Raw genomic sequence first — 22,678 nt, 5'->3', positions numbered from 1 at the left:
ATGAAACTCCTGCGATTTGGACAGAAGGGCCTTGAAAAGCCCGGCATTCTCGATGCGGACGGCAATGTCCGCGACCTCTCCAGCCATGTCGATGATCTCGGCGGCGATGTGCTGACCAATGAGGGCATTGCCAGGATCGGCGCGCTCGACACGAAAAGCCTGCCGCTGGTTGCCGACCCCGGCCGCATCGGTCCCTGCGTGGTCCGACCCGGCAAGTTCATCTGCGTCGGCCTGAACTATGCCGACCATGCCGCCGAAACCGGCGCCAAGATTCCCGATGAGCCGATCCTCTTCATGAAGGCGACGAGCGCCATTACCGGCCCGAACGACAATGTCATCATCCCGCGCAAATCGAAGAAGACCGACTGGGAGGTCGAACTCGGCGTGGTGATCGGCGACGAGGCGCGCTATGTCGAGGAGGCCGATGCGATGAAGCACGTCGCCGGCTATTGCCTCATCAACGATGTCTCCGAACGCGAATTCCAGGCGGAGCGCGGCGGGCAGTGGACGAAGGGCAAATCGGCCGACAGCTTCGGTCCGATCGGCCCATGGCTCGTTACCCGCGACGAGATTGCCGATCCGCAGAACCTCAAGATGTGGCTATCGGTCGATGGCACGATGCGGCAGAACGGCTCGACCAGGACGATGATCTTCGGCGTGTCCTTCCTCGTGCATTACATCTCGCAATTCATGAGCCTGCAGCCGGGCGATATCATCTCGACCGGTACGCCACCCGGCGTCGGCCTCGGCATGAAGCCGCCGCTTTTCCTGCACGCCGGCCAGACGATCCGCCTTGGCATCGAGGGGCTGGGCGAGCAGACGCAGTTGACGGTGGACGCCGCCTGACAGCGATACCGTTGGGGCGCCGCGTGGCGCCCCGATTTTCTCGGCTCGAAGCTATTCGGCTGCCTTCGGCAGATCGATCAGCGAAACGCCATTGGCTGCGGCGATGACATCCGAGAGTGCCGGCACGAAGGCTTCGCCCTGGCCTGCGGCAACCGCGATCGCAAAACTGTTGCGGACGGCGGCTCCCATCGGGTTCACCGCGCCGGCCGAATGGGCGAATGACGCGAGATAGGACATATCCTTCAGCGCATTGACCATGGCGAAGCGCTGGGCATTCTCGTTGCGGTTCAGCACGAAATCGAAGAAGGCCTGGTAGAAGGCGCAATCCATGCGGCTGCCGCGCAGCACGCTGTCGAAGACGTGTGGCGTGAGGCCGGCCTTGGCGCCGAGCATCAAGGCCTCCGAATAGATTGCGGAATAGCCCATCGAAATGAAGTTATTGAGGAGCTTCATCGTGTGTCCCGTACCGACCGGACCCGTGGGAATGACCCGCGCCGCGAAGGCTTCCAGGATTGGGCGAGCGCGGGCAACAGCCTCAGGCGCGCCGCCGACCATGACATCGAGCTTGCCCTCGGCCGCTTCCTTCGGAGTGCGAGCCAGTGGCGCATCAACGAGCGCGATGCCCTGGGCCGCCAGTTCCGGCGCGAGATGGGTGGTCACGGCCGGATTTGAGGTCGAGCAATCAACGATCAAGAGCGGCTTGCCGGCGGAGACGAGACCATCCCTGCCCTTCACGATCTGCTCCACCTGAGGCGATCCAGTGACGCAGAGAATGACCACATCGCTGGCAAGTGCAAGCTCCCGTGGCGTCACAGCCTCCGTGGCGCCCTTGGCGACGAGTTGGTCGATGGCCTCGCGCCGGGTGTGTGCGAGCACCGTCAGCGGCCAGCCCTTGGCCAGCAGATTGCCCGCCATGCCGGAACCCATGGCACCCAGGCCGATGAAGCCGATCCGTTCTTTCATGTCGTCCTCCCATGCGCACTCAGCGTGCGTTTTGCTTTTCTCGCGCTATTCAGTTAGCTAACATCATCGCCACGGGCCCGCAGGATTTTCGAACACGATGACTGAAAAGGAAGCCTCGCTTTTCAACATGATCCAGCAGACGCCGAACCTGCGCAGCGGGCTTGCCGATACGCTGATCGCACAGATCGAATCCGGCGACCTGAAACCGGGCCAGCGGCTGCCGACGGAACAGGCGATCATGACGGCGACGGGCGTGAGCCGGACTGTCGTGCGCGAGGCGCTGGCGACGCTGCGCGCAAAGGGTCTCATCAACACGCGGCAGGGGCTCGGCGCCTTCGTTGCCAACGATCCCAATCCGCGCTCCTTCTCCATCGTGCCGAACGATCTCGAATCGATCGACGAGGTGCTGCGCGTGCTGGAGCTTCGTCTCGGCATCGAAGTGGAGGCTGCGGGGCTGGCATCGGTACGACGTACCGATGAGGATATTGTCCGTATAAAGGAGCGTCTCGATGCGCTGGATGCGGCGATTGCGGCCGGCGGCTATGGCGCCGAGGAGGATTTTGCCTTCCACCGCTCGATCCTGGTCGCCACGCAGAATTCCTATTACGCCCGGCTGTTCGACACATTCGGCAGCGCCATGGTGCCGCGGCAATGGGCGCGGCTCGATGTCATGACGCCGGCCGAACGCCTCAAGCACGCGGGGCGGATGCGCAAGGAACATCATGCGATTTTCTCGGCCATTCTCGAGGGCGACGAGGCCGGGGCCCGACGCAGCATTCGCGGCCACCTGACCAAGAGCGCCGCGCGCTTCGAAGACCTGCGCGGCCAGGCCTACCGGATGAACTGAGCGGTCAAGCGGCGTGACGTGGAAAGGCATGGGGTTCCTCCATTGTCGCATCCCGGCTCATGATGCCTGCTCCGTGATGCCACCGAGATAGAGCTCGCGCATCAGCGACATGTCCCGCAATTCGGAGATCGCGCCGGAGATCGCGATGCGGCCGTTCTGCATGAGGTAGCCGCGCGAGGCGATCGACAGTGCGAGACCGGCATTCTGCTCGACCAGCAATACCGAGGCGCCGAAGCGCTCGCCGATGCCGAGGATGATCGCCTGGATTTCCTTGACCAGCAGCGGCGACAGGCCGAGCGATGGTTCGTCCAGAAGCAGCACCCGCGGCCGTGCCATCAGGCCCCGGGCGATGGCCAGCATCTGCTGCTGGCCGCCGGAGAGCGAGCCGCCCTTCTGGCGCCGCTTGGTCGCGAGGATCGGGAAGAAGCTCTCCATGGTCAGGATATCGGCCTCGACCTGGTCGCCGTCGCGGCGGGTATAGGCGCCGAGCCGCATATTCTCCTCGACCGTCATGTCGGCAAAGATGCGACGTCCCTCGGGCACCAGCACCACGCCGCGCTTCGCCATCACATCCGGAGGCTGGCCGGTGAGGTCGACGCCATCGAACGTGACGGTGCCGGTTCGGGGTTTCACCAGCCCGGCTATCGTGCGCAGAAGCGTGGACTTGCCGGCGCCGTTTGGCCCGAGGATGGTGACGATCTCGTTTTCGCCCAGCGTCAGCGAGACATCGCGATTGACCGTGGTCGGGCCGTAGCCGGTCGTGACATTGGAGACGGACAGCAGGGTCACAGCGCGCCTCCCAGGTAGACTTCCAGAACCTTGGGATCGTGCAGCACGTCCTCCGTCGGCCCGTCGGCGATCTTGGAGCCGAAGTCGAGCACGACGAGGCGTTTGCACAACATCCGCATCAGCTTCATGTCGTGATCGATGACGCAGACACTGATGCCGTGGTCAGGAAACTGCCTGACAAGGCCGACCAGCGTTGCCGTCTCGCGATCGTTGAGGCCAGCGGCCGGCTCATCGAGCAGGATCAGTGTTGGTCGCGTTGCCAGCGCGAGTGCAACGCCGAGAAGGCGGAGATTGCCGAAGGGCAGTACGCCGGCGCGTTCATTCGCCAGCGCGGAAAGGCCGACGAAATCGAGCAGCGCCATCGGCGTCGTCCAAGGATAGGGCCTCGTGCCACGGCGGGCGTGCTCGCAGGCGATCTGCACGTTCTCGATGACGGTCAGTCCGGCAAAGGCCATCGCTTGCTGGAAAGTATAGCCGATGCCGATGCCGGACACCTGATGAGCGGCAAGGCCGGTGATGTCCTTGCCATGCCATAGGACGCTGCCCTCGGTGGGCTTGTAGACGCCGGTCACGACATTGAAGAGTGTTGTCTTGCCGGAGCCATTTGGGCCGACGATGCCGAGGATCTCGCCTTCCTCGATCGAGAGATCGACGCCGGAGAGCGCCGTGACGCCGCCGAACTGTTTGCGCAGGCCGCGAATATCAAGGATGGCATTCATCGGCCCGCCTCCGATGCCTGCTTGGCGGCCGTGATTTCGGGCCCGGAGACACGTGACTTGAACAGTCTGTGCCAGGCCTCGACGATGCCCGCGATCAGGCCGTTGGGCAGAAGCAGGATCACGGCGATCAGGCAGATGCCGTAGAGGATGCGGGACTCGACGGGATCGAGATTCAGCACTTCAGGCAGGAAGGCGACCAGGATGCCGCCGGCGAGCGGTCCTAGCAACAGCCGGGCGCCGCCGATCATCACCATGAGTGCGAGATAGATGCTGGGGAAGGATGAGAACTGGCCGGGCGAGATATGGCGGAAGAAATAGGCCAGCAGCACGCCTGCGACCCCGGCGAATAGGCCGCTGACCACGAAGGCCCCGATCTTGTGGCGGCCGACATTGATGCCGAGCGAGGCCGCGAGCTTCTCGTTCTCGCGGATCGCCCTCAAGGTCCGGCCGTAGCTTGAATTGATGATCCACCAGCTTGCGATCGCACTCAGCGCGACGAAGCCGACGACCAGGAGATAATAGGGCACGAGATCATCGATGCGGCTGCCGAACAGCATCACCGGCATCTGCAGGTCGAGGCCGGTCGCGGCACCGGTGAATTCCCCGCCATTGGTGAGCACGATCGCCAGCAACTGGCCGAAGGCGAAGGTCATGATCACGAAATGATGGCCGCTGACCCTGAGCGATGGCACGCCGATAATGGCGGCAGCGACCGCTGCCAGAAGGCCACCGGCGGGAATCGACAGCCAGAAGCCGATGCCGAAATCGCGCGCAAAGATCGCCGCGACATAGGCTCCGACGCCAACGAGTGCCGCATGCCCCATCGAGAGAATGCCGGTCTGACCGAACAACACGGAGAGCCCGTAAAGCGCCACGATGTTGATTCCGGCGGAGATCGCGAGCGACAGCAGCCGGTTGCTCGGGCCGAAGAGCGGCACCAGCGCCAGAAGTGCGACGGCGATCAGCACGGGGAGAAGGGACAGGAAAGTGGAAGACGTTCTGTTCATGAAGCTGCTTTCAACTCACGCCATCTTCGGGCCGCTGGTGCCGCCGAACAGGCCATGCGGCCGGAACAACAGAACGAGGATCATCAGGCCGAAGGAGTAGGCGTCCGTCCATTCTGCGAAGCCGTAGCCGGCGCTGAAGCCCTCGACGAGGCCGAGGATAAGGCCCGCGACGACGGCCCCGGAGAGATTGCCCAGGCCGCCGATCAGTGCGACCGCGAAACCCTTCATGACCATGGTGCCGCCGGTGAAGGGCGTAATGGGAAATAGCGCGATCAGAAGCGCGCCGCCGAGGCCGGCCAGTGCGCTGCCGAGCACGAAGACGCCGGTGATATAGCGCCTGACGGGGATGCCCATCAGCGCGGCCGTATCACGATCCTCCACGCTCGCCCGCAGCGCACGGCCGTAGCGGCTGCGGGTCACCATCATGAAAGTTGCCGCGACCACGGCGACCGTGACCAGAATGACCATGAGCCGCACCGAGGCGATGCGGACGCCAGCAACCTCCCAGACAGTGACCAGCGGACGCGGAATGCTCTTCTGGTTGGGGTCGTAGAGGAAAATCACGATATGCTGGAGAACCACGATCAGCCCGAGCGAGACGATGAAGCCGTTGGTCGGCCGCGTCAGCGTGAACTGGAACAGGCCGCGCTCGAGCACGAAGCCCATGAGGGCGACGGCTACGATGGCAAGAACGATGGCGATCCAGAAGCTGATGCCGGAGCTCACGGCGAGCCAGGTCACGATGCTGCCAACCATCAGGAATTCGCCATGGGCGAAATTGATGATTCCGGTCAGGCCGAAGATCAGGGTGACGCCAACGGCGATAAGGGTGATCACGCTGGCGATCGATAGCCCGTTCAGGAGTTGCTGGAGGAGAATGTCCACTGTTCTCTCGTCTTCAACTGGAATTAGGTGTGCGGGAGGCGTGGCAAGGCCCGCCTCCCGCAATGTTACGGCTGGTTATTCAGGCGCCTTTTCGGGCGGCTGCTGCATCGAGCAAGTGATCTCGCCACCGGGGGCCGCGGCGCAGACCTCCGTTGCATGCGTCACCTGATGGGTCTCGTTGAAGGCGAGGCTGTCGGAGACGACGCCGGAATGCTTGATCGACATCAGCGCATCCACGGTCTTGTCGGGGTCGAAGCTGCCGGCCTTCACCCAGGATTCCGCGAGGAAGTGGACATAGTCGTGATAGAGCAGCGACACCGATGAGGTCACGCCATGCGGCGCCCCTGCCGCAAAGTAGGCATCGAAATAGGCCTTGGAATTGGGGTTGGACGACGCGCCCCAGCAGACCGGCACGCAGCTCATCGCCACGGGCACGTCGGCCGTCAGTCCGCGTTCCTTCCAGATGCCGGGATCGACGCCGAACAGGAAGTAGCTCTTGGCCGCACCGAGTTCGAGCGCCTGCGGCAGTGCCGTCAGCGTCGAGTCGCCGTTGTACCAGAAGTGGATGACATCGGGATCGAAGCTCTTCGCCTTGGTCAGGAAGGGCGAGAAGTCAGTCGTATCCGGCGGGTAGAAGATGATATCCGGCACTTCCTGGCCTTCCGCTTTCAGCGCCGTGAAGTAGAAGGACGACAGGAACTGGCCGGTCGCATCGTTGCCGACGATCATCACGGACTTCTTGGGCTTGGAGCCGAGCAGCGGCTCAAGCAGCGACAGCACGCCGCGCGCGGTGGAGCCTGAACGCTGGAACTCCTGCGGCTCGGACTGGAAGAGATAATGGACGTCGCCGCCGGGTTTCACGCCATCCGGCGTCAGCACCTTGCCGAGCGTCGAATTGCCGGCGAAGTGGATGATCTTTGCCGGCTGGGTGATCTTCGCCATGGCGAGCGTGAAATCATGTGATTCCGAGCCGAAGATCGCGGCGACCTTCTCGTCGCGCACCAGTTCCTGTGTGGCGGCAATCGCGGTCGCGATATCTGTGCGGTCGTCTCGCTTGACCATTTCGAGCTTGTAGACCTTGTCGCCAACCTTGATGCCACCCGCATCGTTGATCTGCTTGATGGCGAGCCCGACGCCCGCCGGCAATGTGTGGCCGGCCGAGACGAAGGCGCCCGATTCGGCGGCGATGACGCCGATCTTGATGATGTCCTCGGCCTTTGCAGGCAAGCCGAATGCGCTGAGGCAAAGCGCCATGGACGCGCCTCTCAATAACAGAGATCTCACGGTTGATCCTCCCGATCAAATTTTGCATTCTTACAGGGTTGTCGTACAACCCTGTTTTCTGTTAATACGATCTCATTGGCATGTCAAGCGGATCGCCACGCGGTTGTCGTACAAGCTTGACGACCAGAGAAAATGCGAAAAGGGAGAGCACAAATGCGCGAAAGACCGTTTGGCCGCACAGGCCGCAATGTGAGCGAAATCGGCTTTGGAGCCTGGGCCATCGGCGCCGCCTGGGGCGAGGTGAACGATGATGATGCGCTGGCGGCACTCCATGCCGCGCTCGACAATGGCATCACCTTCATCGACACGGCGGACGTCTATGGCGACGGGCATTCGGAGAAACTGATCGCCCGCGTGATGAAGGAACGCGGCGGCGTGCTGCCCTATATCGCGACCAAGGCCGGCAGGCGGTTGCCGCAGCAGACGGTCGAGGGCTACAGCATGGAAAACCTCACCACCTATATCGACCGCAGCCGCAAAAATCTCGACATGGATACACTCGACCTCGTGCAGCTCCACTGCCCACCGACCGATCTCTATTATCATCCGGAGGTGTTCGACCGGCTCGACAAGCTCGTCGACCAGAAGAAGATCCGCCACTACGGCGTCAGTGTCGAGCGGGTCGAGGAAGCGCTGAAGGCGATCGAATATCCCAACGTGGTTTCAATCCAGATCGTCTTCAACGCGTTCCGCCAGCGTCCGATCGAACGCTTCTTCGAACTGGCAAAGCAGAAGAACGTGGCGATCATCGCCCGCGTGCCGCTCGCCAGCGGCCTGCTCTCCGGCAAGTTCAAGAAGGATACGAAATTCGCGGCCGACGACCACCGCCTGTTCAACCGCAATGGCGAGGCGTTTGACGTCGGCGAGACGTTCTCCGGTGTGCCCTATGAGGTCGGTCTCGATGCCGTCGAGCGCGTCCGACCACTGGTCTCCGGCGATACGACGATGGCGAAATTCGCGCTTCGCTGGATCCTGATGTTCGATGCGGTGACGGTCGCGATTCCCGGCGCGCGCAATCCGGCGCAGGCGAAATCCAATGCCGAGGCTGCCGCGCTGCCGCCGATTCCGGACAGTGCCATGGCCGAGATCCGGGCCATCTATGACAGCCGGATCAAGCCTTATGTGCATCAGCGCTGGTGAGGAGAGAAAAATGACATCTCCCATCATCGACGCACACCATCATTTCTGGAACCCATCCAGCGGCGGTGACTATGGCTGGCTGAGCGGGCCGTTCGAACCGATCAATCGTGTATTCGCGCCCGAGGATCTACGGCCCTCGCTCCGGGAAAACGGTGTCACCGGCACCGTTCTGGTGCAGACCTGGAACGATCTCGGCGAGACCTGGGATTTCATCCGCACCGCCGAAGCAACGGATTTCGTCAAGGGTGTCGTCGGCTGGGTCGATCTGACGGACCCGGAGGTCAGCGAGACGATCACGGTGTTGAAGGCCAGTCCCGCGGGTAAATGGCTGGTCGGCATCCGGCACCTGATCCAGACGGAAAGCGATCCCAACTGGTTGCTGCGGCCGGATGTGAAACGTGGACTCCGAGCGGTACAGGATGCGGGGCTTGTTTACGATCTCGTGCCCAACCTACCACAACTGCCTTCCTGCATCGAAACCGCCAGGGCATTTCCCGAGAAGCGGTTCGTGCTCGATCACATTTCCAAGCCGGAGATCCGCAATCACGGCTTCAAGGAATGGGCTGCACTCATGCAGGGGTTCCGTGCCGAACGCGGGCATGTCTGGTGCAAGCTCTCCGGTATGGTGACGGAGGCCAACTGGCGGACATGGACGCCGGTCGATCTCAAACCTTATGTGATGGAGGTGATCGACATTTTCGGGGTCGACCGCTGTATGTTCGGCACCGATTGGCCGGTCTGCCTCGTGGCGGGGAGTTACGCACAGGTAATGGGCGCGCTTCGGGAGTGCCTGAGCGACCTGACGGCGGCGGAGCGCGACCAGATCTTCGGCCGATCGGCGATCGAAGCCTATGGGCTGTCTGTTTAGCAGAGACCATTGTAGGCGCGTATCAGCGCGCCTACTCGCCGTCCCAATAATTCCTCGTGGCCGACATATCGAATATGTCGTCGTAAGAACGTAGCGCTCTGACCATGATCTTGTTGGAATCCGGATAGACGCATACCTCGTTCGGATTCTGTTCGCCGATCATCAGGTAGCTGCATGGCCCAGCGCCGCTGTTCATGAAAGCATGGGGAACCTTGATCCCGGCCGGGAAGCAGACGTAGTCGCCGGCCTTCATTTCGTACTGTTCGTCTCCGAGCAGCAGCGTCACCTGCCCCTCGAGGATCAGCGCATGCTCCTCCTCAAGCATGTGATAATGCCTGGGCGCCAGTCGCTTGCCGGGCGCCGGGGATTCGATCAGCGAACCGACGCGATAGTTCCGGCCAACGGCTGCGTAGGTGAGGTGTTTTGCGCGCCCGCCGAACCGCTCGCTTTCGTGCGAAGCTTCCCAAGCCACGTCTTCGGAGGAGATCGGCACTTTCGCGACAAAAGGCACGACCGGGGCAAGGCCCATGCCGTCGGTGGGTGCCACTTGGCCTTCCGGAAGGCCGGTATTCTCACCGTCCCAATAGCCGCGCAATGCGTTCATGTCGAAGATTGCCCGGCGGCCCAAGGCGCGCACGAGAACCTTGCTGGAATCGGTATAGACCACGACTTCGTTGGGATTGCGCTCGCCAAAGATCACATAACGGCAAACCTCCCGGCTGTTGTTGATGAGGCAATGCCCTGCCCGCTGTCCGGCGGGATAGCAGACATAGTCGCCGGCTTTCATCTCATAAGAGCGGTCACCAATCCGCGTGGTGAGCGTGCCTTCCAGGACATAAAGATGCTCTTCCTCGAAGATATGATAGTGGGCGGGCACCGTTCGCTTGCCCGGATCGAGCTCCTCGATCGCCACGCCGACATGATAGTCCTCGCCCAAGGCGGCCACGGTCAGATGCCGGTATCGCATGGCGAAGTTCGGAATATCGGACCATTCCGTCCAGGGAACATCGGATGGCGAAATCGGCTTGGGCGGGACGACGTCTTCCATCGGCATACTCCATCAAGGGGTCTGACCCAGTGAACTAGATCGTTTCATTGTTAAATGGAAGCATTCTGCCGGAGCAGGTTTTCGTCAGGGCAGAGGCGATTGGCGAAGGGCATACCCCGATGTACGTCCGAGCCGATCGCCTCTGATCCTGGCGGAAAGATGCCCGGCCCCTTCGGGGTTGGCCGATACGGGCCGCCTATTCGTTCGGCCGGCTTGGCCGTAGATCTGGGCTACGACACGCGCCGGCCGAACGAATATCCGACTCCGTCTCAGCCAACAGAATGATTCCATTTAACAATGAAACGATCTAGAGTCGGCCTCCGCAATCAACCCGAAGCTTGAGAACAGCCGCTCGAAATCAGCGCACGAGCCATCCACCATCGACCGGTAGCACGGTGCCGGTCACGTATGACGAGGCGGGGGCGTGCAGCAGATGGGCTATTCCGTGCCGGGCGATGTCTCGGTCATGGGCATGGGCGACCTGCCGCAGGCCGCCTTCCTCAACCCACCGCCGACGACGATGCATATTCCGATGCGCGAAATCGGCTCGTCCGGGCTCGCTCTTCTCTACGACAACCTTTCGAGACTACCCGATCTGCCGCGCCGGGTGGAACTCGCATGCCATCTTGTCGCGCGGGCCTCGACCTGGCCGGCTCGCTCCGGCATGCCGTGATCCCGGTGAGAACGGCATGCCGGAGGTCATCGCTCAGACCCCGATCCGTTCTGGGCCGAGCAGCAGCATGGCCACCAGCACGAAAACCGCGAGGAAGACTGTGTCGGCGACAAGCGCACTGATCGCACGGCCGCCGACCTTGGATATGGAGGCGAGCGATGTCTTGACGCCGACGGCGGCGATCGCGACGAGCAGAGCCCAGCGCGAGACCTGGCCGGCGAGATCCGAGACAATGGGCGGCACCGTCACCACCGAATTGATGGCCGCAAGCAGGATGAAGACGATCACGAAGCCCGGCAGGAGCGGCGGGCGGCGCGTACCTGCGGGTGCCGATTGCCGGAACATCAAGACAGCGGCCAGGACCACCGGCGCCAGCATCGTCACCCGGATCAGCTTGACGAAGACCGCGGTTTCGCCGGCGGGAACGGAGACTGAAAAGCCCGCACCGGCAACCTGTGCGACATCGTGGATGGTCGCCCCGAGGAACATGCCGATCTCACGCTCCGGCAGCCCAAGCGCTGTTGCGATCACGGGATAGAAGATCATCGAGAGCGTCGAAAGCATGGTCACGCCGATCACGACGAAACCCATTTCCCGCTCGGCTTCCGTCTTGTCGGGCCGGGCGATCACCGCCGCGATCGCCATGGCCGCAGAGGCGCCGCAGATCGCCACGGCGCCCCCCGTCAGCATGCCGAAGCGGGCATCCTGACCGGCGAACCGGGCGACGAGAATGCCGAAGGCAATCGTTCCCGCAACCGCAACCGCGATCAAGATGAGCATGACCGGCCCGAGGTCGACGAACATACCGAGGCTCACGCGCAGGCCGAGGCAGGCAATGCCGAAGCGCAGCATCGTGCGCGCGGCGAAATCCAACCCCGGCAGGCTTCGCTCATCCTCGGAGAGGAAATGCAGGGCCAAGCCGATCAAGATCGCAAGCAGCATGGCCGGCGCGCCATAATGTTCCGAGAGGAATGCGGCTGCCAGCGCGATCATCGTGGCGACTGCAAATCCGTGAAACCGAAGCCGGCAGGCGGCGAGCAGCCGTTCCCTCAACGGTCCACCGGCACTCGGGCCATCCTTGGTGTCGGCTTCGTCCATGCTTGATCCCCCCAATCGCCGCTACCCTTTCCTTAGAGAGCGTCGATTAAGTATATACAAATAGTCGAACCGATGCAGCACACGTCATTGCGCCAGCGACATATGTTTCATCACCGGCGCTCTCCGTTCCTGAGCGGCGTCGCCGGTGTCTCGACAGGCAAGCGGCCATAGGCATGCGGCAGCGAGCAGGTCTTCAACTGGGGAAGAACATTGGTGCCAATATGTTCGGCCTCGTCGAGATGCGGATAACCCGACAGGATGAGGGCGCGGATGCCCATTTTCCGGCGGCTTTGAACTCGGAGAGGACCTGATCGGTCGATCCCCGTCCAGAGATGCGGCTCGATAAAGCCGAACTGATCGGCCAGTTCTCGCGCCCGCGCCTGATGCGCGACAGCGTGTCCTGCCCGACCTGGCACAAGGATGGGCACAGAAGGTTACGAAAGCCGAGCGCTTCCGCCTTCAACGCGATCTCGGAGCAATGTTCCCAGCTTGAGCGCAGGCTGCCATCCGGCACGCCGAGATGCTGGCAATCGTCCGAGCGGAGCGCGGCGAACCAGTGCGTGATCCCAAAGCAGATGCTGCTCTGCCATTTCGACTGCCAGGACGATCTCAGTTGTGGCCGAACATCGCCTGTACTTTGCGAGCGACCGCCTTGCCCAGATCGGCATTGTTTTGGGCTGTCAGGTGGATGCCGTCGATGCCGCCGGTGGCGATCACAGCGCCGGCATCGAGGAAATCCACCTTGAAGAATTGGGCCAGTGCCGCGTAGTGCCGGGATAGTTCTCGGCTTTTGGCCTGCGCGCCTTCGAAGGTCAGTTGCAGCCAGGGGTCGGTCATATCGGCGAGTGGCGGGGGCGACATCAGCAACATCCCGGGTGCGGGATAGACGGTCCCGACGCCGCCGGCGCTGGTCGCGACCTGGACCAGCAGTTTCGACATGCCGACCGTGATGTCGTAGGCGCTGCGGTTGAAATAGGTCTTGGTATCGTTGGTGCCGAGAAGCAGGATCACAAGGTCGAGCGGCAGATGAGTCGCCAGAGCCGAGGGCAGGTAAGTGCTGCCGTTCAGCCTTGGATCGGTCGGATCGTCGAGATCCGTCGTCCGGCCGCTCAGGCCTTCTTCGATGATTTCGAAATTGTCGCCGAGATGGGTGGCAAGCACACCGGTCCAGCGCTCCGCGAAGGGATAGCGCGTCGTGGGCACGACCTCCGCGATCGGCATCCATCCCCAGATGAGCGAGTCTCCGAAACACAGGATACGCTTCTTGCCAGTCATGCCCGATCTCCCCCAAAACCACTGCGCAATAGACGGTTAGCCGACCCTACTTGTCGAGTGTACCCAGGAACTTTTCCATCTCTTCGGCTGTCATGTCAGCCACATCAGCTTTGCCGGGAAAATCGCCAGTCTCCACGGCCGACCGGAAGCCGGACAATGCGCGGACGCGTTCGCGGCGCACGGCGTCATGCAAGCTCGCAAGATCGCCCCAGGCACGCGCGTGACGCGGCAGTCGCGAGGCCTCGCCGCAGATGTCGGATGTGAACAGGAACATCACATCGGCATCGCGGCCGGAGCCGAGCGATACGGTCACCAGGCCGGTGCGCCGGTTGATCTCGGCCATGGCAGGCGCCGCGATCACCTCGCATTCGACTGCGAAGGCACCGGCGTCCTCCAGCCGCCTGAAGCGATCCCATAGGTCCAGCGCCTCTGTCGCGGTCTTGCCGACCGCCCTGATACCGCCCAGCCAGGTCGATTTGCGCGGCACGAGGCCGAGATGGCCCATGACGGGGATTTGCTCGTCGGCCAGCATCTTGACGGTCTGGTGGCTGCGGCTGCAGAGAACGGCATCCGCGCCCGATGTGACAGCGGAAAACGCGGTCCTCATGATCTCATCAGGCGTGATCGCCTCGGCGAAGCCGAGAGCGGCGGTGACGAACACCACCTTCGAGCCTTCCCGCACTCGGGCCACATTGGCAGCGCGGCAGACTACCATTTCGATGCCGGCGGCCTCTGCGGCGGCGGCTTCATCAGGCGTCTCCGCCGTCACCTGGGTCGCGTGCCGGCCGCTGCCCTTGAGGGACTTGAGGCCGGCGACGGTCTGGCTGCGATTGACCTCACGGCCGCCGAAATCGAAGATGCGCGGCATGGGCGCTACATCTTCCTGGCGTAATAGTCCGGCGCGACCACGCCCGGCTTGTTGAACCACTGGGGCACATCGACGCCGGAATAGAGCAGGATATTGCCCCATGGATCGAAGGCGCCAGTGCGGACGATGACCTTGGCCTTGGCCGCCATCTCGCTGAGGATGGTGGCATGCGGAATGGGTGCGAATTCCGCGCCCGAGAACAACCGCTCGACCTTGGCAAGCAGCGGCTTGTTGTGGACCTTGATTTCCTCGGCGAAGGAGACCTTCTCGGTGATGAAATTCGCGGCGATCGGCGCCAGCACGGTTTCGAGGTCGGGCACATCAGGCGTGATGGCGAGGTCGATGCGCCACGTGGTGGAGGGGATGGGGAAGCCGGCATCGCAGATGATCATCAGGTCACCATGCCCCATGGAGGCGATGGCGTGCGACAGTTGGGCATTGAGCAGACGGTTGCGGTTCACGGGCGGTCCTTCCATACGGTTTTCTTGGCTTCTTCAAAGAGTGCATCGGCCGGCGCGCGATCCGGCAGGCCGGGAATGACGCCGAGGCGGGTGCAGGCAAGTCCGCCGCACACGACGCCGAAGCGCACGGCATCGACGATCTCGCGGCCCTCGGCGAGTGCCACGGCAAAGCCCGAATTGAAAGCATCGCCAGCGCCCGTTGTATCGACCACCTCGACCGTGATCGCCGGCACCATCGCGTCGAGTTCATCGGTGAGAACAAGCGCACCCGTGCGTCCGAGTGTAACCACGACATTGCGGACGCCCCGGCGGCGGAGTTCACCCGCGAGTTCGCGTGACGAGCGCGGGTCGTCGGCGGGCAGGCCGAGCAGGATGCGCAACTCGCTTTCATTCGGCGTGAGATAATCGACATTGGCAAAGATCGCGTCGGGCAGAGCGCGCGCGGGCGCGGGATTGAGGATGGTCCTGGCGCCGTGACGACGGCCGAGTTCCATGGCGCGCGCGGCGGCTTCGACCGGAATTTCAAGCACGGTCATCACGACATCGCTTCTCCGGATACGCGCTTCCCCAGCATCGACGGCTGCGGCATCCAGCAGCTCGTTGGCGCCCATGTCGAGGATGATGAAATTCTCGCCCTTGTCGTTGAGGATGATGATGCCGACGCCCGTGGCGCGCTCCGACCGCACCGAGAGGAGCGACGAGTCGACGCCCTCGGCCGCGTAGAGGTCGGTCGCGATGCCAGCGAGCTTGTCTGAACCGATCATGCCGAGCAGCGCGGAATTGGCGCCGAGCCGGGCCGTTGCGACGGCCTGGTTCGAGCCCTTGCCGCCCGGGCCCATGTCGAAATCCGTACCAAGCATGGTCTCGCCGAAGATCGGCAGTTTTGGCGCGCGCATGGTCAAGCCGACCGCAAACGAGCCCACGACCGTGATTTCCGGTTTCTTCATCGCATCCTCATTCATGATGTCATTGCGCGCGCCAGCACCGCTTCCTCGTTGACCCCGGCGCCTTCGAGTTCACCTGAAATCTTGCCACCGCGCAAGACGAGTACGCGTGACGTATTCATGATCAGTTCCGGCACTTCGGACGAGATCAGCAGCACCGCCACGCCCTCGCCGGCGATGCCGCGCAGGATGGAATAGATCTCAGCCTTGGCGCCGACATCGATGCCGCGCGTCGGTTCGTGCAGGATCAGCAGGCGCGGATTGGTGACAAGGCTGCGGCCAAGGATGATCTTCTGCTGGTTGCCGCCCGAAAGCGTGCCGAGCTTCTGGGCCAGATGGGAAATGCGCGCATCGAGCCTTGCCACCTGCGCCCGCGCCTCGCGCCTGATCATGCCCCGCTGGAGGACGCCTGCGATCGAAAATCGCGGCAGCGACGCGGAGATGACGTTGTCGGCGACGCTCATGGCGAGGAGGCCGCTCGCGCCCCGGCGGTCGGCGGGGACGAAAGATACGCCCTTGCGAATGGAGGCCATCGGATCGTGGGCGCGAAGTTCCTCGCCACCGACGAGCACCTGGCCCTGGCGCTCGACCAGCCCGAACAGGGCCTCGCCAAGTCCATCCTTGCCCGAATCCGGCAGGCCGCCGATGCCAAGGATTTCGCCGGCGCGCAGCTCGAAGCTGATATCGTCGATGCCCGGTGCGAGCAGATTTTGGACCGAAAGGGCGACATCGCCCTGGATGCTGCCCGAGGCCTCGTCCTGCGACCAGGGGCGTGCCGTGCCGAGGTCTCGTCCCACCATGCCGCGGATGAGCCGGGCTTCGGTCAACTCGTCGTTGTCGAGGGTTTCGATCGCGCGGCCATCGCGCATCACGCTGACGCGGTCGGCGATCGCCAAAACTTCGCGCAGATGGTGCGAAACATAGATGACTGTCACGCCCTCGGCCCGGAGTTGCTTGACGATCTCGAACAGGCGCTCACTCTCGCGGCGCGACAGGGCGGAATTCGGTTCATCCAGCACCAGCACGCGGGCGTTCTGGCGGATGGCACCGGCGATCTCGACGAGCTGCTTTTCGGCGATCGAGAGACGCGAAACCTTGGTGTCCGGATCGAGGGCGCCCATGCCGAGACGGGATAGTGCAGAGCGTGCCCCGCGCCGCATTTCCGCGCGCGGCACCAGCGAAATCTGCGGCCGTGCGGCCATCGCCGACATCATGATGTTTTCCGCAACCGTCATGGTCTGACAGAGCGCCAGTTCCTGGTAGACGACGACGATGCCCGCCGCGCGGCTGTCGAGCGACGAACGGAAGCGCACCGGCTTGCCGTCGATATGCACCTCGCCATCGGTCGGATGGAGGTCACCCGCCAATATATTCATCAGCGTCGATTTGCCGGCGCCGTTCTCGCCGACAACGGCATGCACCTCACCCGCCCGGAAGGCGAGCGAGACATTGTCGAGCGCCAGCACACCAGGGAAGCGCTTGGTTACCCCATGGATCTCGACGATATTGGAATGACTGCCTGACATGATCACCAATCTCTGGAAAGACCGCCGGCGACTGCCGGCGGTCCTGGGAGGACGTCAGGCTATTTCTTCGCCATTTCGGCGATGTTTTCCTTGGTATAGATGCCGACGCCGGTATCGAGATTGTCGATCGGCTTGCCGCTAAGGAATGTCACCAGCATGTCGACTGCAGCATAGCCCTGCTTTTCAGGCGCCTGGTCGATCGTCGCCTGGATATTGCCGTTGCCGACCAGTTCCACGGTCTGGTCGAGAAGGTCGAAGCCCACAACCTTGACCTTGTCGGTCTGGTTGTTGCGCTGGACCCATGTGCCGGCGGCCGGCGTCGAGCAGCATTCAAGCGACAGGAGGCCCGTGATGCTCGGATCGGCGAGCATGGCGTTTTCGATCGCGGAATAGATCTTCTGCGGATCGCTGCCCGTGTTCAGCGTGTTGACGATCTCGATATTGGGACCGGCAGCCTTCAGGCCTTCGCGGGCACCTTTTTCGCGGTCGAGCGACCATTGCGCGGCGGCATCGAGCGTGACGATCATTACCTTGCCCTTGCCGTCAAGCACCTTGGCCATCAGCTTGCCGGCCTCAACGCCGGACTGCACCAGATCCTGGCCCGCGAAGGCGAGACGCTTGCTGTCCGGGTTATCCGTGTTGTAGGTGACGACCGGAATGCCGGCCGCCAGCACGCGGTCGATGACTGGTGCCAACGCGTCGGTGGAAACGGATGAAACCGCAAGGCCGTCCATCGTGCCCATCAGGGTCTCGATTTCGTTGATCTGGCCGTCAGCATCCGAGCCGACCGGGCCGATGAACTTGGCGTTGACGTTTTTCTCGCTGCTGGCGCGTTCGACGCCTGCCTTCAGGAAAGGCGCGAATTCGTTCGATACGTCCTGATAGGAGACGTAGAGATCGAGCTTCTGCCCGGCATCGAGCTTGGCCTTGATACGCTCCGCCAGCTTGAAATCGGCCAGTTTCTGTTCGGCATGGGCTGCAACCGGCACGAGGGCAATGGCTGCGGCAAGAAGAAGATTTCTCAGTTTCATTGTCAGTTCCTCCCGTTTTTAATTCTGCTGACAGCCTCAGCTGGCTTTTCGCGAACTCCATTTGTCGATGCCGACCGCGATGATGATCACCAGGCCGATCATCAGTTCCTGTACGAAGGGCGATACGCCCATCAGCACCAGCCCATTGCGCATCACGCCGATGATCAGCACACCGAGGATGGTACCGAGAATGGTGCCTTCGCCGCCGGAGAGCGAAGCGCCTCCGACGATCGTCGCGGCGATGACATCGAGTTCGAGGCCAAGGCCGGTGCGACCCGCCTGCCCGCTTGGCAGGAAGGCCATGCTGAGAATGCCCGCGAGCGCGGCGAGGAAACCCATCAGTACGAAGGCGCAGATCTTGACCCTGTTGACGGAGATGCCCGAAACGCGGGCCGCCTTGGCGCTACCGCCGACGGCAAAGATGCGGAAGCCGAAATTGGTGTAGGACAGGATGATCCAGGCGATGACGGCGACGATAATGAAGAAAACGAGCTGCATCGGAATGATCGTGAAGAGGTAGCCCTGCCCCATGGCGGTGAACGTGTCGAACACTTCGGGCACCGCACCCTTGCGGACATTGACGGTCACCGGCTGGCCGCTGGTCATCAGCAGCGCGGCACCCCGCACCACGCTCAGCATACCGAGCGTGGCGATCAGCGACGGCAGCCGCCCATAGGTCGAAAGCACGCCGTTTATCACGCCGATCGCTATGCCTACGGCAAGTCCGACCGTCATCGCTGGCATCAGCGACCATCCGAGCACGATCAGCATGCCAGTCGCCAGGCCCGACATCGCATAGGTCGAGCCGACCGAAAGATCGACTTCGCCTGATATCAGCACGAAGGTCATACCGACGGCCATGATGCCGAGCAGGGACACCTGCCGGCCGACATTGAGCAAATTCAACGATGTGAGGAAGCTGTCCGTCGCGAAAGACAGGAAAAGACAGAGCACCAGCAGAGCGATGAACACGCCTGCTTCCCGCGCTCGCAGCAGGCGTGCGAGCGAGAGCCGGTCGACAGCTGGCGCCTGTGCGCCGGTCCTGACCGTATCGGCCATATCCTATCCTCCTCATGTGGGCCGGGCGCGCCATGCGCCTGGCCTGTTCGTCTCCTTGTCCCATCTCCTCAGCGGGATTTCGGATCGTCTGTAGCGGTGCGAGTTAACCGCACCGCGTCGCCAGAAATCAGGCAGCCTGCTCGGGCAGGTTCCGGAACGTGCCGGCCGGCACCTTCTTGAGCGCCTCGTAGTTGCCGTATTCGCGGACACGCTTGAAGGGCGCGTTTTCCACCGCGTTGTAGGAGCTGATATAGCCCCAGCGATAGGTGTTCGAGCGGTTGGCATCCGAGCGGTGCAGCAGGTTGCCATCGAAAATCAGCGCGTCGCCGGCTTCCATCTCGACATAGACGTGCTCGAAGCGCTTCAGCGCCGCCTCGAGATGTTCCTGCTCGACATTGGTCTGGTCGTTTTCGCGGATATGGTTCAGGCGGCCGAGTTTGTGCGTGCCCTTGAGCACCTGCAGGCAGCCATTCTCCCGGGTCGCCTTGTCGAGCGAAACGTAGATGCTCATCATTTCGGGCGCGAGGCAGCCGTAATTGTACCAGTAACCGAAATCCTGATGCCATTCCCAGGCGCCGCCTTCGTTGGGCTGCTTCATGGTCATCTTGTGGCTGTAGAGATAGATCGACTTGCCGATCGCATCTTCGGCGAGGTCCACCAGACGTTCGTCGCGGGCGAGGTAGCCGTATTGGTCGTCCTCGGCCTTGTTCCACATCTTGAGGAGGGTCGTCTTGCCTTCCTTGTCGCCCTTGGCCATCACGGCGCCGGTCTGGCTCTCCGCTTCAAGCTGGGCTCGCGCCCGGCTGCGGAAGGTGTCGACCTCGTCGGCGGTCAGCAGGCCGGAGCGGATGATATATCCATCCCTGATATAGGCCGCAGCCTCGGCTTCATTCATCGTAAGCATCATGATCTCCCAAAATCAGGTCTTGCCGACGGATCGGCGTTTCCTTGGATGTTACGGATGCGCATCTCGTTGAAGAGGAAACTAGGCGCAGTTCCGGCAGAGAGAAATGGACAAACAATTCCATTTCTTTATATAAAACGCGCATGGAAAAGAAGTCGTCCTTCCTGGAGAGCCTGCATTACGTTCCCGACACGATGTGGACGGCTGCGGCCTACACGATCGTGCGGGCCGGCATGGTATCGGCCGGTCCGGACTACCGCGTGGTGCGGGACAGGCATGTAGGACAGGATATCCTGTTCTGCCTGAGCGGCGGCGGGACGGTCGAGACGCTCGGCCAGCGATTGGAAATCGGTCCGGGGCAGCTTGTATGGATCGCCAATGAACTGCCGCATGCACATTACGCACATGCGACGAACCCATGGACCTTGCGCTGGTTCCGGGTCGATGGACCAAACACGCTGGCGTTGCGCGAGAAAATATTCGGGGATTCCGAGCCGATCGTCAGCGTGGCGGAGCCGATGGTACTGCAGGGCTGGTTCGACCGTCTGTTCCTCGCCATGCGGGGCGGCGGCACCGGTCTCGATCTCCGGCTCAACCAGTTCGTTGGCGAATTTCTCTCGATCGTCGACACGGCGGTGCGCGGCGATGGACAGGGCGGATCGCCGGAACAGTTGAGCGCCGTGCTGCTGGCGATGCGCGGCGATTTGGGCCGTTCGTGGAGCGGCAAGGATCTCGCAAGCCTGGCTGGACTGAGCCCTTCACATATCAGGCGCCTGTTTCGCAAACACCTGCGCACCAGCCCGCATCAATGGCTGTTGCGCGAACGGCTGACGCATGCCCAGGCACTGATCTCAGATAGCGGAATGGCAATGTCCGAAATCGCCGAACTCTGCGGCTTTTGCGATGTCTATCACTTCAGCCGCGAGTTCAAACGCTCGATCGGCACGCCGCCGGCAACGTGGCGCAAACGCGAGCATGGCAAGGTGAGTTATGTTTCCGGCGGTTGAACTGAGGGATCACAAGTCTTGAACTGTGCGCTTGCTGGACTCAAGCCGGCGAGCCCATCGTCACAACACAACATCGCCGTTCACGAGCGCCAGTCGATCGAGGGGCGCTGGGCGCCCCTCGATCGACTGTGACCTTAGTTGATCTTCTTCATCAGTTCATCGACCTGCTCGGTGGTCATTTCGCCTGTGGTCTCGACCTTGCCGTCCTTGATCTTCCAGAGCCGGAACGGGCCGGTGATGTCGCCATATTTGTCGAAGCTGACCGGGCCGATGACGCCTTCGTACTTGATCGGCTTGCCTTCACTGATCAGCTTGAGTGCCTTGGCGAATTCCTCCTTGCCGGCATAGATCGGCGTACCAGTGGGATCGACCACCTTGCTGATCGCGTCCTTGATCTTGGCCGGGTCTTGGGAGCCGGCGATCGCGATTGCGAGTCCGGCTATGGCGCCGGCGTCATAGGAGCGGTCGGCGGCAGGGTTCGACGGCTCGATGCCGGAGAAGTCCTTGTAGTTCTTCATGAAATAGTCGGTCGACTTGGTCGGGTTGGTACCCGATGACGTGCCGTGCGCCTCGTTGAGATATTCGGCGCCGACCGATTCAATGAAATCCGGGCTGTTCATGCCGTCATTGAGCAGGAACTTCTGGACCCCGCCCTGCGAAATCCAGGTACGCGCGATGGTCGCGCCATCGACAGGCGTGCTCACGAGGTAAAGGCCGTCGGGCTCGCCGCCCATCGCGGCGGTGACTTCCGAGGCATAGCTCGACTGCTTTTCGTTATAGGGCGTGACTGAAACGATCGTGCCGCCGAGCGCCTTGTAGGCACGCGAGAACTCGGCCACCATGTTGACGCCGAAGTCGTTGTTGACATGGACGATCGCGAGCTTCTTGAAGCCGCTGTCAACAGCGTATTTTGCGGCGGCAATGCCCTGCAGCGCATCCGACGTGATCGTGCGGAAGAAGATGCCGTTGGTCTTGCCTTCGCGGGCCAGTGCCGTCAGCGTCGGCGAGGACGAGGCCGGCGAGATCTGCACGATCTTGGCAGGCCCGGTGACCGAGGTCAGGATCGGGATCGACACGGACGAGATGATGCCGCCGATGACGAGCGGTACCTTCTTGACCTGGACGAGCTGCGTCGCGGCATCGACCGCGATGTTGCCCGCGCTCTGGCTGTCGCGCGTATCGGTGACGAGATCGCAGCCCAGCACGCCGCCGGCATCGTTGATGTCGCGGAAAGCCATCTCGACGGATTTGGCGCCGGCCTGGCCATATTCGCCGGCAGGCCCCGTCAGTTCCATCACCAGCCCGACGGTGACCTTGCAATCAGCGGCATTGGCAATGCCTGCGGTGCCGGCGAGCAGCAGTGCGGCGGTCAATTGAAGCAGTGTCTTCTTCATCGTGGTTCCCCTTTTCGGTGTGATTTATTCCCAGTTTTCGAA

22 protein-coding genes and 2 pseudogenes are annotated in these 22,678 nt (G+C 62.4%); 6 read left to right on the top strand and 18 right to left on the bottom strand.

All coding sequences use genetic code 11. The annotated features are described in order from the left end of the window. Entirely contained in the window at positions 1–846 is an 846-nt protein-coding gene (locus tag IHQ71_RS00870; protein ID WP_258160000.1) for a fumarylacetoacetate hydrolase family protein, read from the top strand. A 51-nt stretch (positions 847–897) separates the two neighbouring features. Here the strand turns inward: IHQ71_RS00870 and IHQ71_RS00865 are convergent, their stop codons facing one another. After that, positions 898–1,809 (bottom strand): NAD(P)-dependent oxidoreductase, encoded by a 912-nt coding sequence (locus tag IHQ71_RS00865; protein WP_258159999.1) that lies wholly within the window; start codon positions 1,807–1,809, stop codon positions 898–900. Between the two features lie 97 nt (positions 1,810–1,906). Here IHQ71_RS00865 and IHQ71_RS00860 point away from each other — a divergent pair, with 97 nt between their 5' ends. Further along, positions 1,907–2,656 (top strand): FadR/GntR family transcriptional regulator, encoded by a 750-nt coding sequence (locus tag IHQ71_RS00860; RefSeq protein ID WP_258159998.1) that lies wholly within the window; start codon positions 1,907–1,909, stop codon positions 2,654–2,656. A gap of 57 nt (positions 2,657–2,713) precedes the next feature. Here the strand turns inward: IHQ71_RS00860 and IHQ71_RS00855 are convergent, their stop codons facing one another. From IHQ71_RS00855 to IHQ71_RS00835, 5 genes are all read right to left on the bottom strand, one after another. After that, on the bottom strand, positions 2,714–3,445 hold the full coding sequence (locus IHQ71_RS00855; protein WP_258159997.1) for an ABC transporter ATP-binding protein: 732 nt from the start codon (positions 3,443–3,445) through the stop codon (positions 2,714–2,716). Further along, positions 3,442–4,164: an ABC transporter ATP-binding protein gene (locus IHQ71_RS00850; protein ID WP_258159996.1), complete on the bottom strand. Its 723-nt coding sequence runs from the start codon at positions 4,162–4,164 to the stop codon at positions 3,442–3,444. Before IHQ71_RS00850 ends, IHQ71_RS00855 begins: the two co-directional genes overlap by 4 nt. Further along, positions 4,161–5,171, bottom strand: a complete 1,011-nt coding sequence (locus tag IHQ71_RS00845; protein WP_258159995.1) for a branched-chain amino acid ABC transporter permease — start codon at positions 5,169–5,171, stop codon at positions 4,161–4,163. Before IHQ71_RS00845 ends, IHQ71_RS00850 begins: the two co-directional genes overlap by 4 nt. 15 nt (positions 5,172–5,186) lie before the next feature. Then, positions 5,187–6,056: a branched-chain amino acid ABC transporter permease gene (locus tag IHQ71_RS00840; RefSeq protein WP_258159994.1), complete on the bottom strand. Its 870-nt coding sequence runs from the start codon at positions 6,054–6,056 to the stop codon at positions 5,187–5,189. Between the two features lie 75 nt (positions 6,057–6,131). Continuing rightward, entirely contained in the window at positions 6,132–7,340 is a 1,209-nt protein-coding gene (locus tag IHQ71_RS00835) for an ABC transporter substrate-binding protein (protein WP_258159993.1), read from the bottom strand. A 153-nt stretch (positions 7,341–7,493) separates the two neighbouring features. Here IHQ71_RS00835 and IHQ71_RS00830 point away from each other — a divergent pair, with 153 nt between their 5' ends. Together IHQ71_RS00830 and IHQ71_RS00825 are read left to right on the top strand one after the other, a co-directional pair. After that, positions 7,494–8,480, top strand: coding sequence for an aldo/keto reductase (locus IHQ71_RS00830; protein ID WP_258159992.1), 987 nt, complete (start codon positions 7,494–7,496; stop codon positions 8,478–8,480). A gap of 10 nt (positions 8,481–8,490) precedes the next feature. Further along, the gene (locus tag IHQ71_RS00825) at positions 8,491–9,348 is read left to right on the top strand and encodes an amidohydrolase (protein ID WP_258159991.1); all 858 of its coding nucleotides are present in this window, start codon (positions 8,491–8,493) and stop codon (positions 9,346–9,348) included. A 31-nt stretch (positions 9,349–9,379) separates the two neighbouring features. Here the strand turns inward: IHQ71_RS00825 and IHQ71_RS00820 are convergent, their stop codons facing one another. Further along, entirely contained in the window at positions 9,380–10,396 is a 1,017-nt protein-coding gene (locus IHQ71_RS00820) for a cupin domain-containing protein (RefSeq protein ID WP_258159990.1), read from the bottom strand. A gap of 421 nt (positions 10,397–10,817) precedes the next feature. Here IHQ71_RS00820 and IHQ71_RS00815 point away from each other — a divergent pair. After that, a pseudogene (locus tag IHQ71_RS00815) lies at positions 10,818–11,069 on the top strand (substrate-binding domain-containing protein); the annotation flags it as partial. Positions 11,070–11,102: 33 nt separating this feature from the next. On the opposite strand, the gene IHQ71_RS00810 reads toward IHQ71_RS00815, so the two are convergent. The 10 genes and pseudogenes from IHQ71_RS00810 to IHQ71_RS00765 form a co-directional block, all read right to left on the bottom strand. Continuing rightward, a complete protein-coding gene (locus IHQ71_RS00810) occupies positions 11,103–12,167 on the bottom strand; it encodes a YeiH family protein (protein WP_258159989.1) in 1,065 nt (354 codons plus the stop codon). A 110-nt stretch (positions 12,168–12,277) separates the two neighbouring features. Beyond that, positions 12,278–12,451, bottom strand: a pseudogene (locus IHQ71_RS31985) (alkanesulfonate monooxygenase); the annotation flags it as partial. A gap of 325 nt (positions 12,452–12,776) precedes the next feature. Next, positions 12,777–13,442, bottom strand: coding sequence for an SGNH/GDSL hydrolase family protein (locus IHQ71_RS00800; RefSeq protein WP_258159988.1), 666 nt, complete (start codon positions 13,440–13,442; stop codon positions 12,777–12,779). A gap of 46 nt (positions 13,443–13,488) precedes the next feature. Continuing rightward, entirely contained in the window at positions 13,489–14,310 is an 822-nt protein-coding gene (locus tag IHQ71_RS00795; RefSeq protein WP_258159987.1) for a 3-methyl-2-oxobutanoate hydroxymethyltransferase, read from the bottom strand. A gap of 5 nt (positions 14,311–14,315) precedes the next feature. After that, a complete protein-coding gene (gene rbsD, locus IHQ71_RS00790) occupies positions 14,316–14,771 on the bottom strand; it encodes a D-ribose pyranase (protein WP_258159985.1) in 456 nt (151 codons plus the stop codon). Then, positions 14,768–15,718, bottom strand: coding sequence for a ribokinase (locus tag IHQ71_RS00785; protein ID WP_258159984.1), 951 nt, complete (start codon positions 15,716–15,718; stop codon positions 14,768–14,770). The genes rbsD and IHQ71_RS00785 overlap by 4 nt, the downstream gene beginning before the upstream one ends. A gap of 11 nt (positions 15,719–15,729) precedes the next feature. Continuing rightward, positions 15,730–17,241 carry a sugar ABC transporter ATP-binding protein gene (locus IHQ71_RS00780; protein WP_258159982.1) on the bottom strand — a complete coding sequence of 504 codons (1,512 nt, stop codon included), beginning with the start codon at positions 17,239–17,241 and terminating at the stop codon, positions 15,730–15,732. 59 nt (positions 17,242–17,300) lie between these two features. Then, entirely contained in the window at positions 17,301–18,272 is a 972-nt protein-coding gene (locus IHQ71_RS00775; protein WP_258159981.1) for a sugar ABC transporter substrate-binding protein, read from the bottom strand. A 36-nt stretch (positions 18,273–18,308) separates the two neighbouring features. Beyond that, on the bottom strand, positions 18,309–19,331 hold the full coding sequence (locus IHQ71_RS00770) for an ABC transporter permease (RefSeq protein ID WP_258159980.1): 1,023 nt from the start codon (positions 19,329–19,331) through the stop codon (positions 18,309–18,311). Positions 19,332–19,458: 127 nt separating this feature from the next. Next, entirely contained in the window at positions 19,459–20,235 is a 777-nt protein-coding gene (locus tag IHQ71_RS00765) for a phytanoyl-CoA dioxygenase family protein (protein WP_258159979.1), read from the bottom strand. Between the two features lie 143 nt (positions 20,236–20,378). Between IHQ71_RS00765 and IHQ71_RS00760 the strand changes: the two genes are divergently transcribed. Then, positions 20,379–21,242 (top strand): AraC family transcriptional regulator, encoded by an 864-nt coding sequence (locus tag IHQ71_RS00760; RefSeq protein ID WP_258159978.1) that lies wholly within the window; start codon positions 20,379–20,381, stop codon positions 21,240–21,242. 134 nt (positions 21,243–21,376) lie between these two features. On the opposite strand, the gene IHQ71_RS00755 is transcribed toward IHQ71_RS00760, so the two are convergent. Continuing rightward, positions 21,377–22,636, bottom strand: coding sequence for an ABC transporter substrate-binding protein (locus IHQ71_RS00755; protein WP_258159977.1), 1,260 nt, complete (start codon positions 22,634–22,636; stop codon positions 21,377–21,379). Positions 22,637–22,678 lie beyond the last annotated feature (42 nt).

The sequence above is a fragment of the Rhizobium sp. TH2 genome (genome assembly GCF_024707525.1).
GTDB lineage: Bacteria > Pseudomonadota > Alphaproteobacteria > Rhizobiales > Rhizobiaceae > Rhizobium_E.
The sequence above is the reverse complement of the archived record's forward strand: the minus strand, read 5'-3'. Positions and strand labels throughout refer to the sequence as shown.

Bases quoted from the DNA above. Each gene is read 5' to 3' on its own strand.
- IHQ71_RS00795 (WP_258159987.1), bottom strand. From the start codon at position 14,310: ATGCCGCGCATCTTCGATTTCGGCGGCCGTGAGGTCAATCGCAGCCAG.
- IHQ71_RS00765 (WP_258159979.1), bottom strand. From the start codon at position 20,235: ATGCTTACGATGAATGAAGCCGAGGCTGCGGCCTATATCAGGGATGGA.
- IHQ71_RS00770 (WP_258159980.1), bottom strand. From the start codon at position 19,331: ATGGCCGATACGGTCAGGACCGGCGCACAGGCGCCAGCTGTCGACCGG.
- IHQ71_RS00775 (WP_258159981.1), bottom strand. From the start codon at position 18,272: ATGAAACTGAGAAATCTTCTTCTTGCCGCAGCCATTGCCCTCGTGCCG.
- IHQ71_RS00800 (WP_258159988.1), bottom strand. From the start codon at position 13,442: ATGACTGGCAAGAAGCGTATCCTGTGTTTCGGAGACTCGCTCATCTGG.
- IHQ71_RS00780 (WP_258159982.1), bottom strand. From the start codon at position 17,241: ATGTCAGGCAGTCATTCCAATATCGTCGAGATCCATGGGGTAACCAAG.
- IHQ71_RS00860 (WP_258159998.1), top strand. From the start codon at position 1,907: ATGACTGAAAAGGAAGCCTCGCTTTTCAACATGATCCAGCAGACGCCG.
- IHQ71_RS00785 (WP_258159984.1), bottom strand. From the start codon at position 15,718: ATGAAGAAACCGGAAATCACGGTCGTGGGCTCGTTTGCGGTCGGCTTG.
- IHQ71_RS00825 (WP_258159991.1), top strand. From the start codon at position 8,491: ATGACATCTCCCATCATCGACGCACACCATCATTTCTGGAACCCATCC.
- IHQ71_RS00830 (WP_258159992.1), top strand. From the start codon at position 7,494: ATGCGCGAAAGACCGTTTGGCCGCACAGGCCGCAATGTGAGCGAAATC.
- IHQ71_RS00865 (WP_258159999.1), bottom strand. From the start codon at position 1,809: ATGAAAGAACGGATCGGCTTCATCGGCCTGGGTGCCATGGGTTCCGGC.
- IHQ71_RS00760 (WP_258159978.1), top strand. From the start codon at position 20,379: ATGGAAAAGAAGTCGTCCTTCCTGGAGAGCCTGCATTACGTTCCCGAC.
- IHQ71_RS00850 (WP_258159996.1), bottom strand. From the start codon at position 4,164: ATGAATGCCATCCTTGATATTCGCGGCCTGCGCAAACAGTTCGGCGGC.
- IHQ71_RS00870 (WP_258160000.1), top strand. From the start codon at position 1: ATGAAACTCCTGCGATTTGGACAGAAGGGCCTTGAAAAGCCCGGCATT.
- IHQ71_RS00820 (WP_258159990.1), bottom strand. From the start codon at position 10,396: ATGGAAGACGTCGTCCCGCCCAAGCCGATTTCGCCATCCGATGTTCCC.
- IHQ71_RS00845 (WP_258159995.1), bottom strand. From the start codon at position 5,171: ATGAACAGAACGTCTTCCACTTTCCTGTCCCTTCTCCCCGTGCTGATC.
- IHQ71_RS00755 (WP_258159977.1), bottom strand. From the start codon at position 22,636: ATGAAGAAGACACTGCTTCAATTGACCGCCGCACTGCTGCTCGCCGGC.
- IHQ71_RS00810 (WP_258159989.1), bottom strand. From the start codon at position 12,167: ATGGACGAAGCCGACACCAAGGATGGCCCGAGTGCCGGTGGACCGTTG.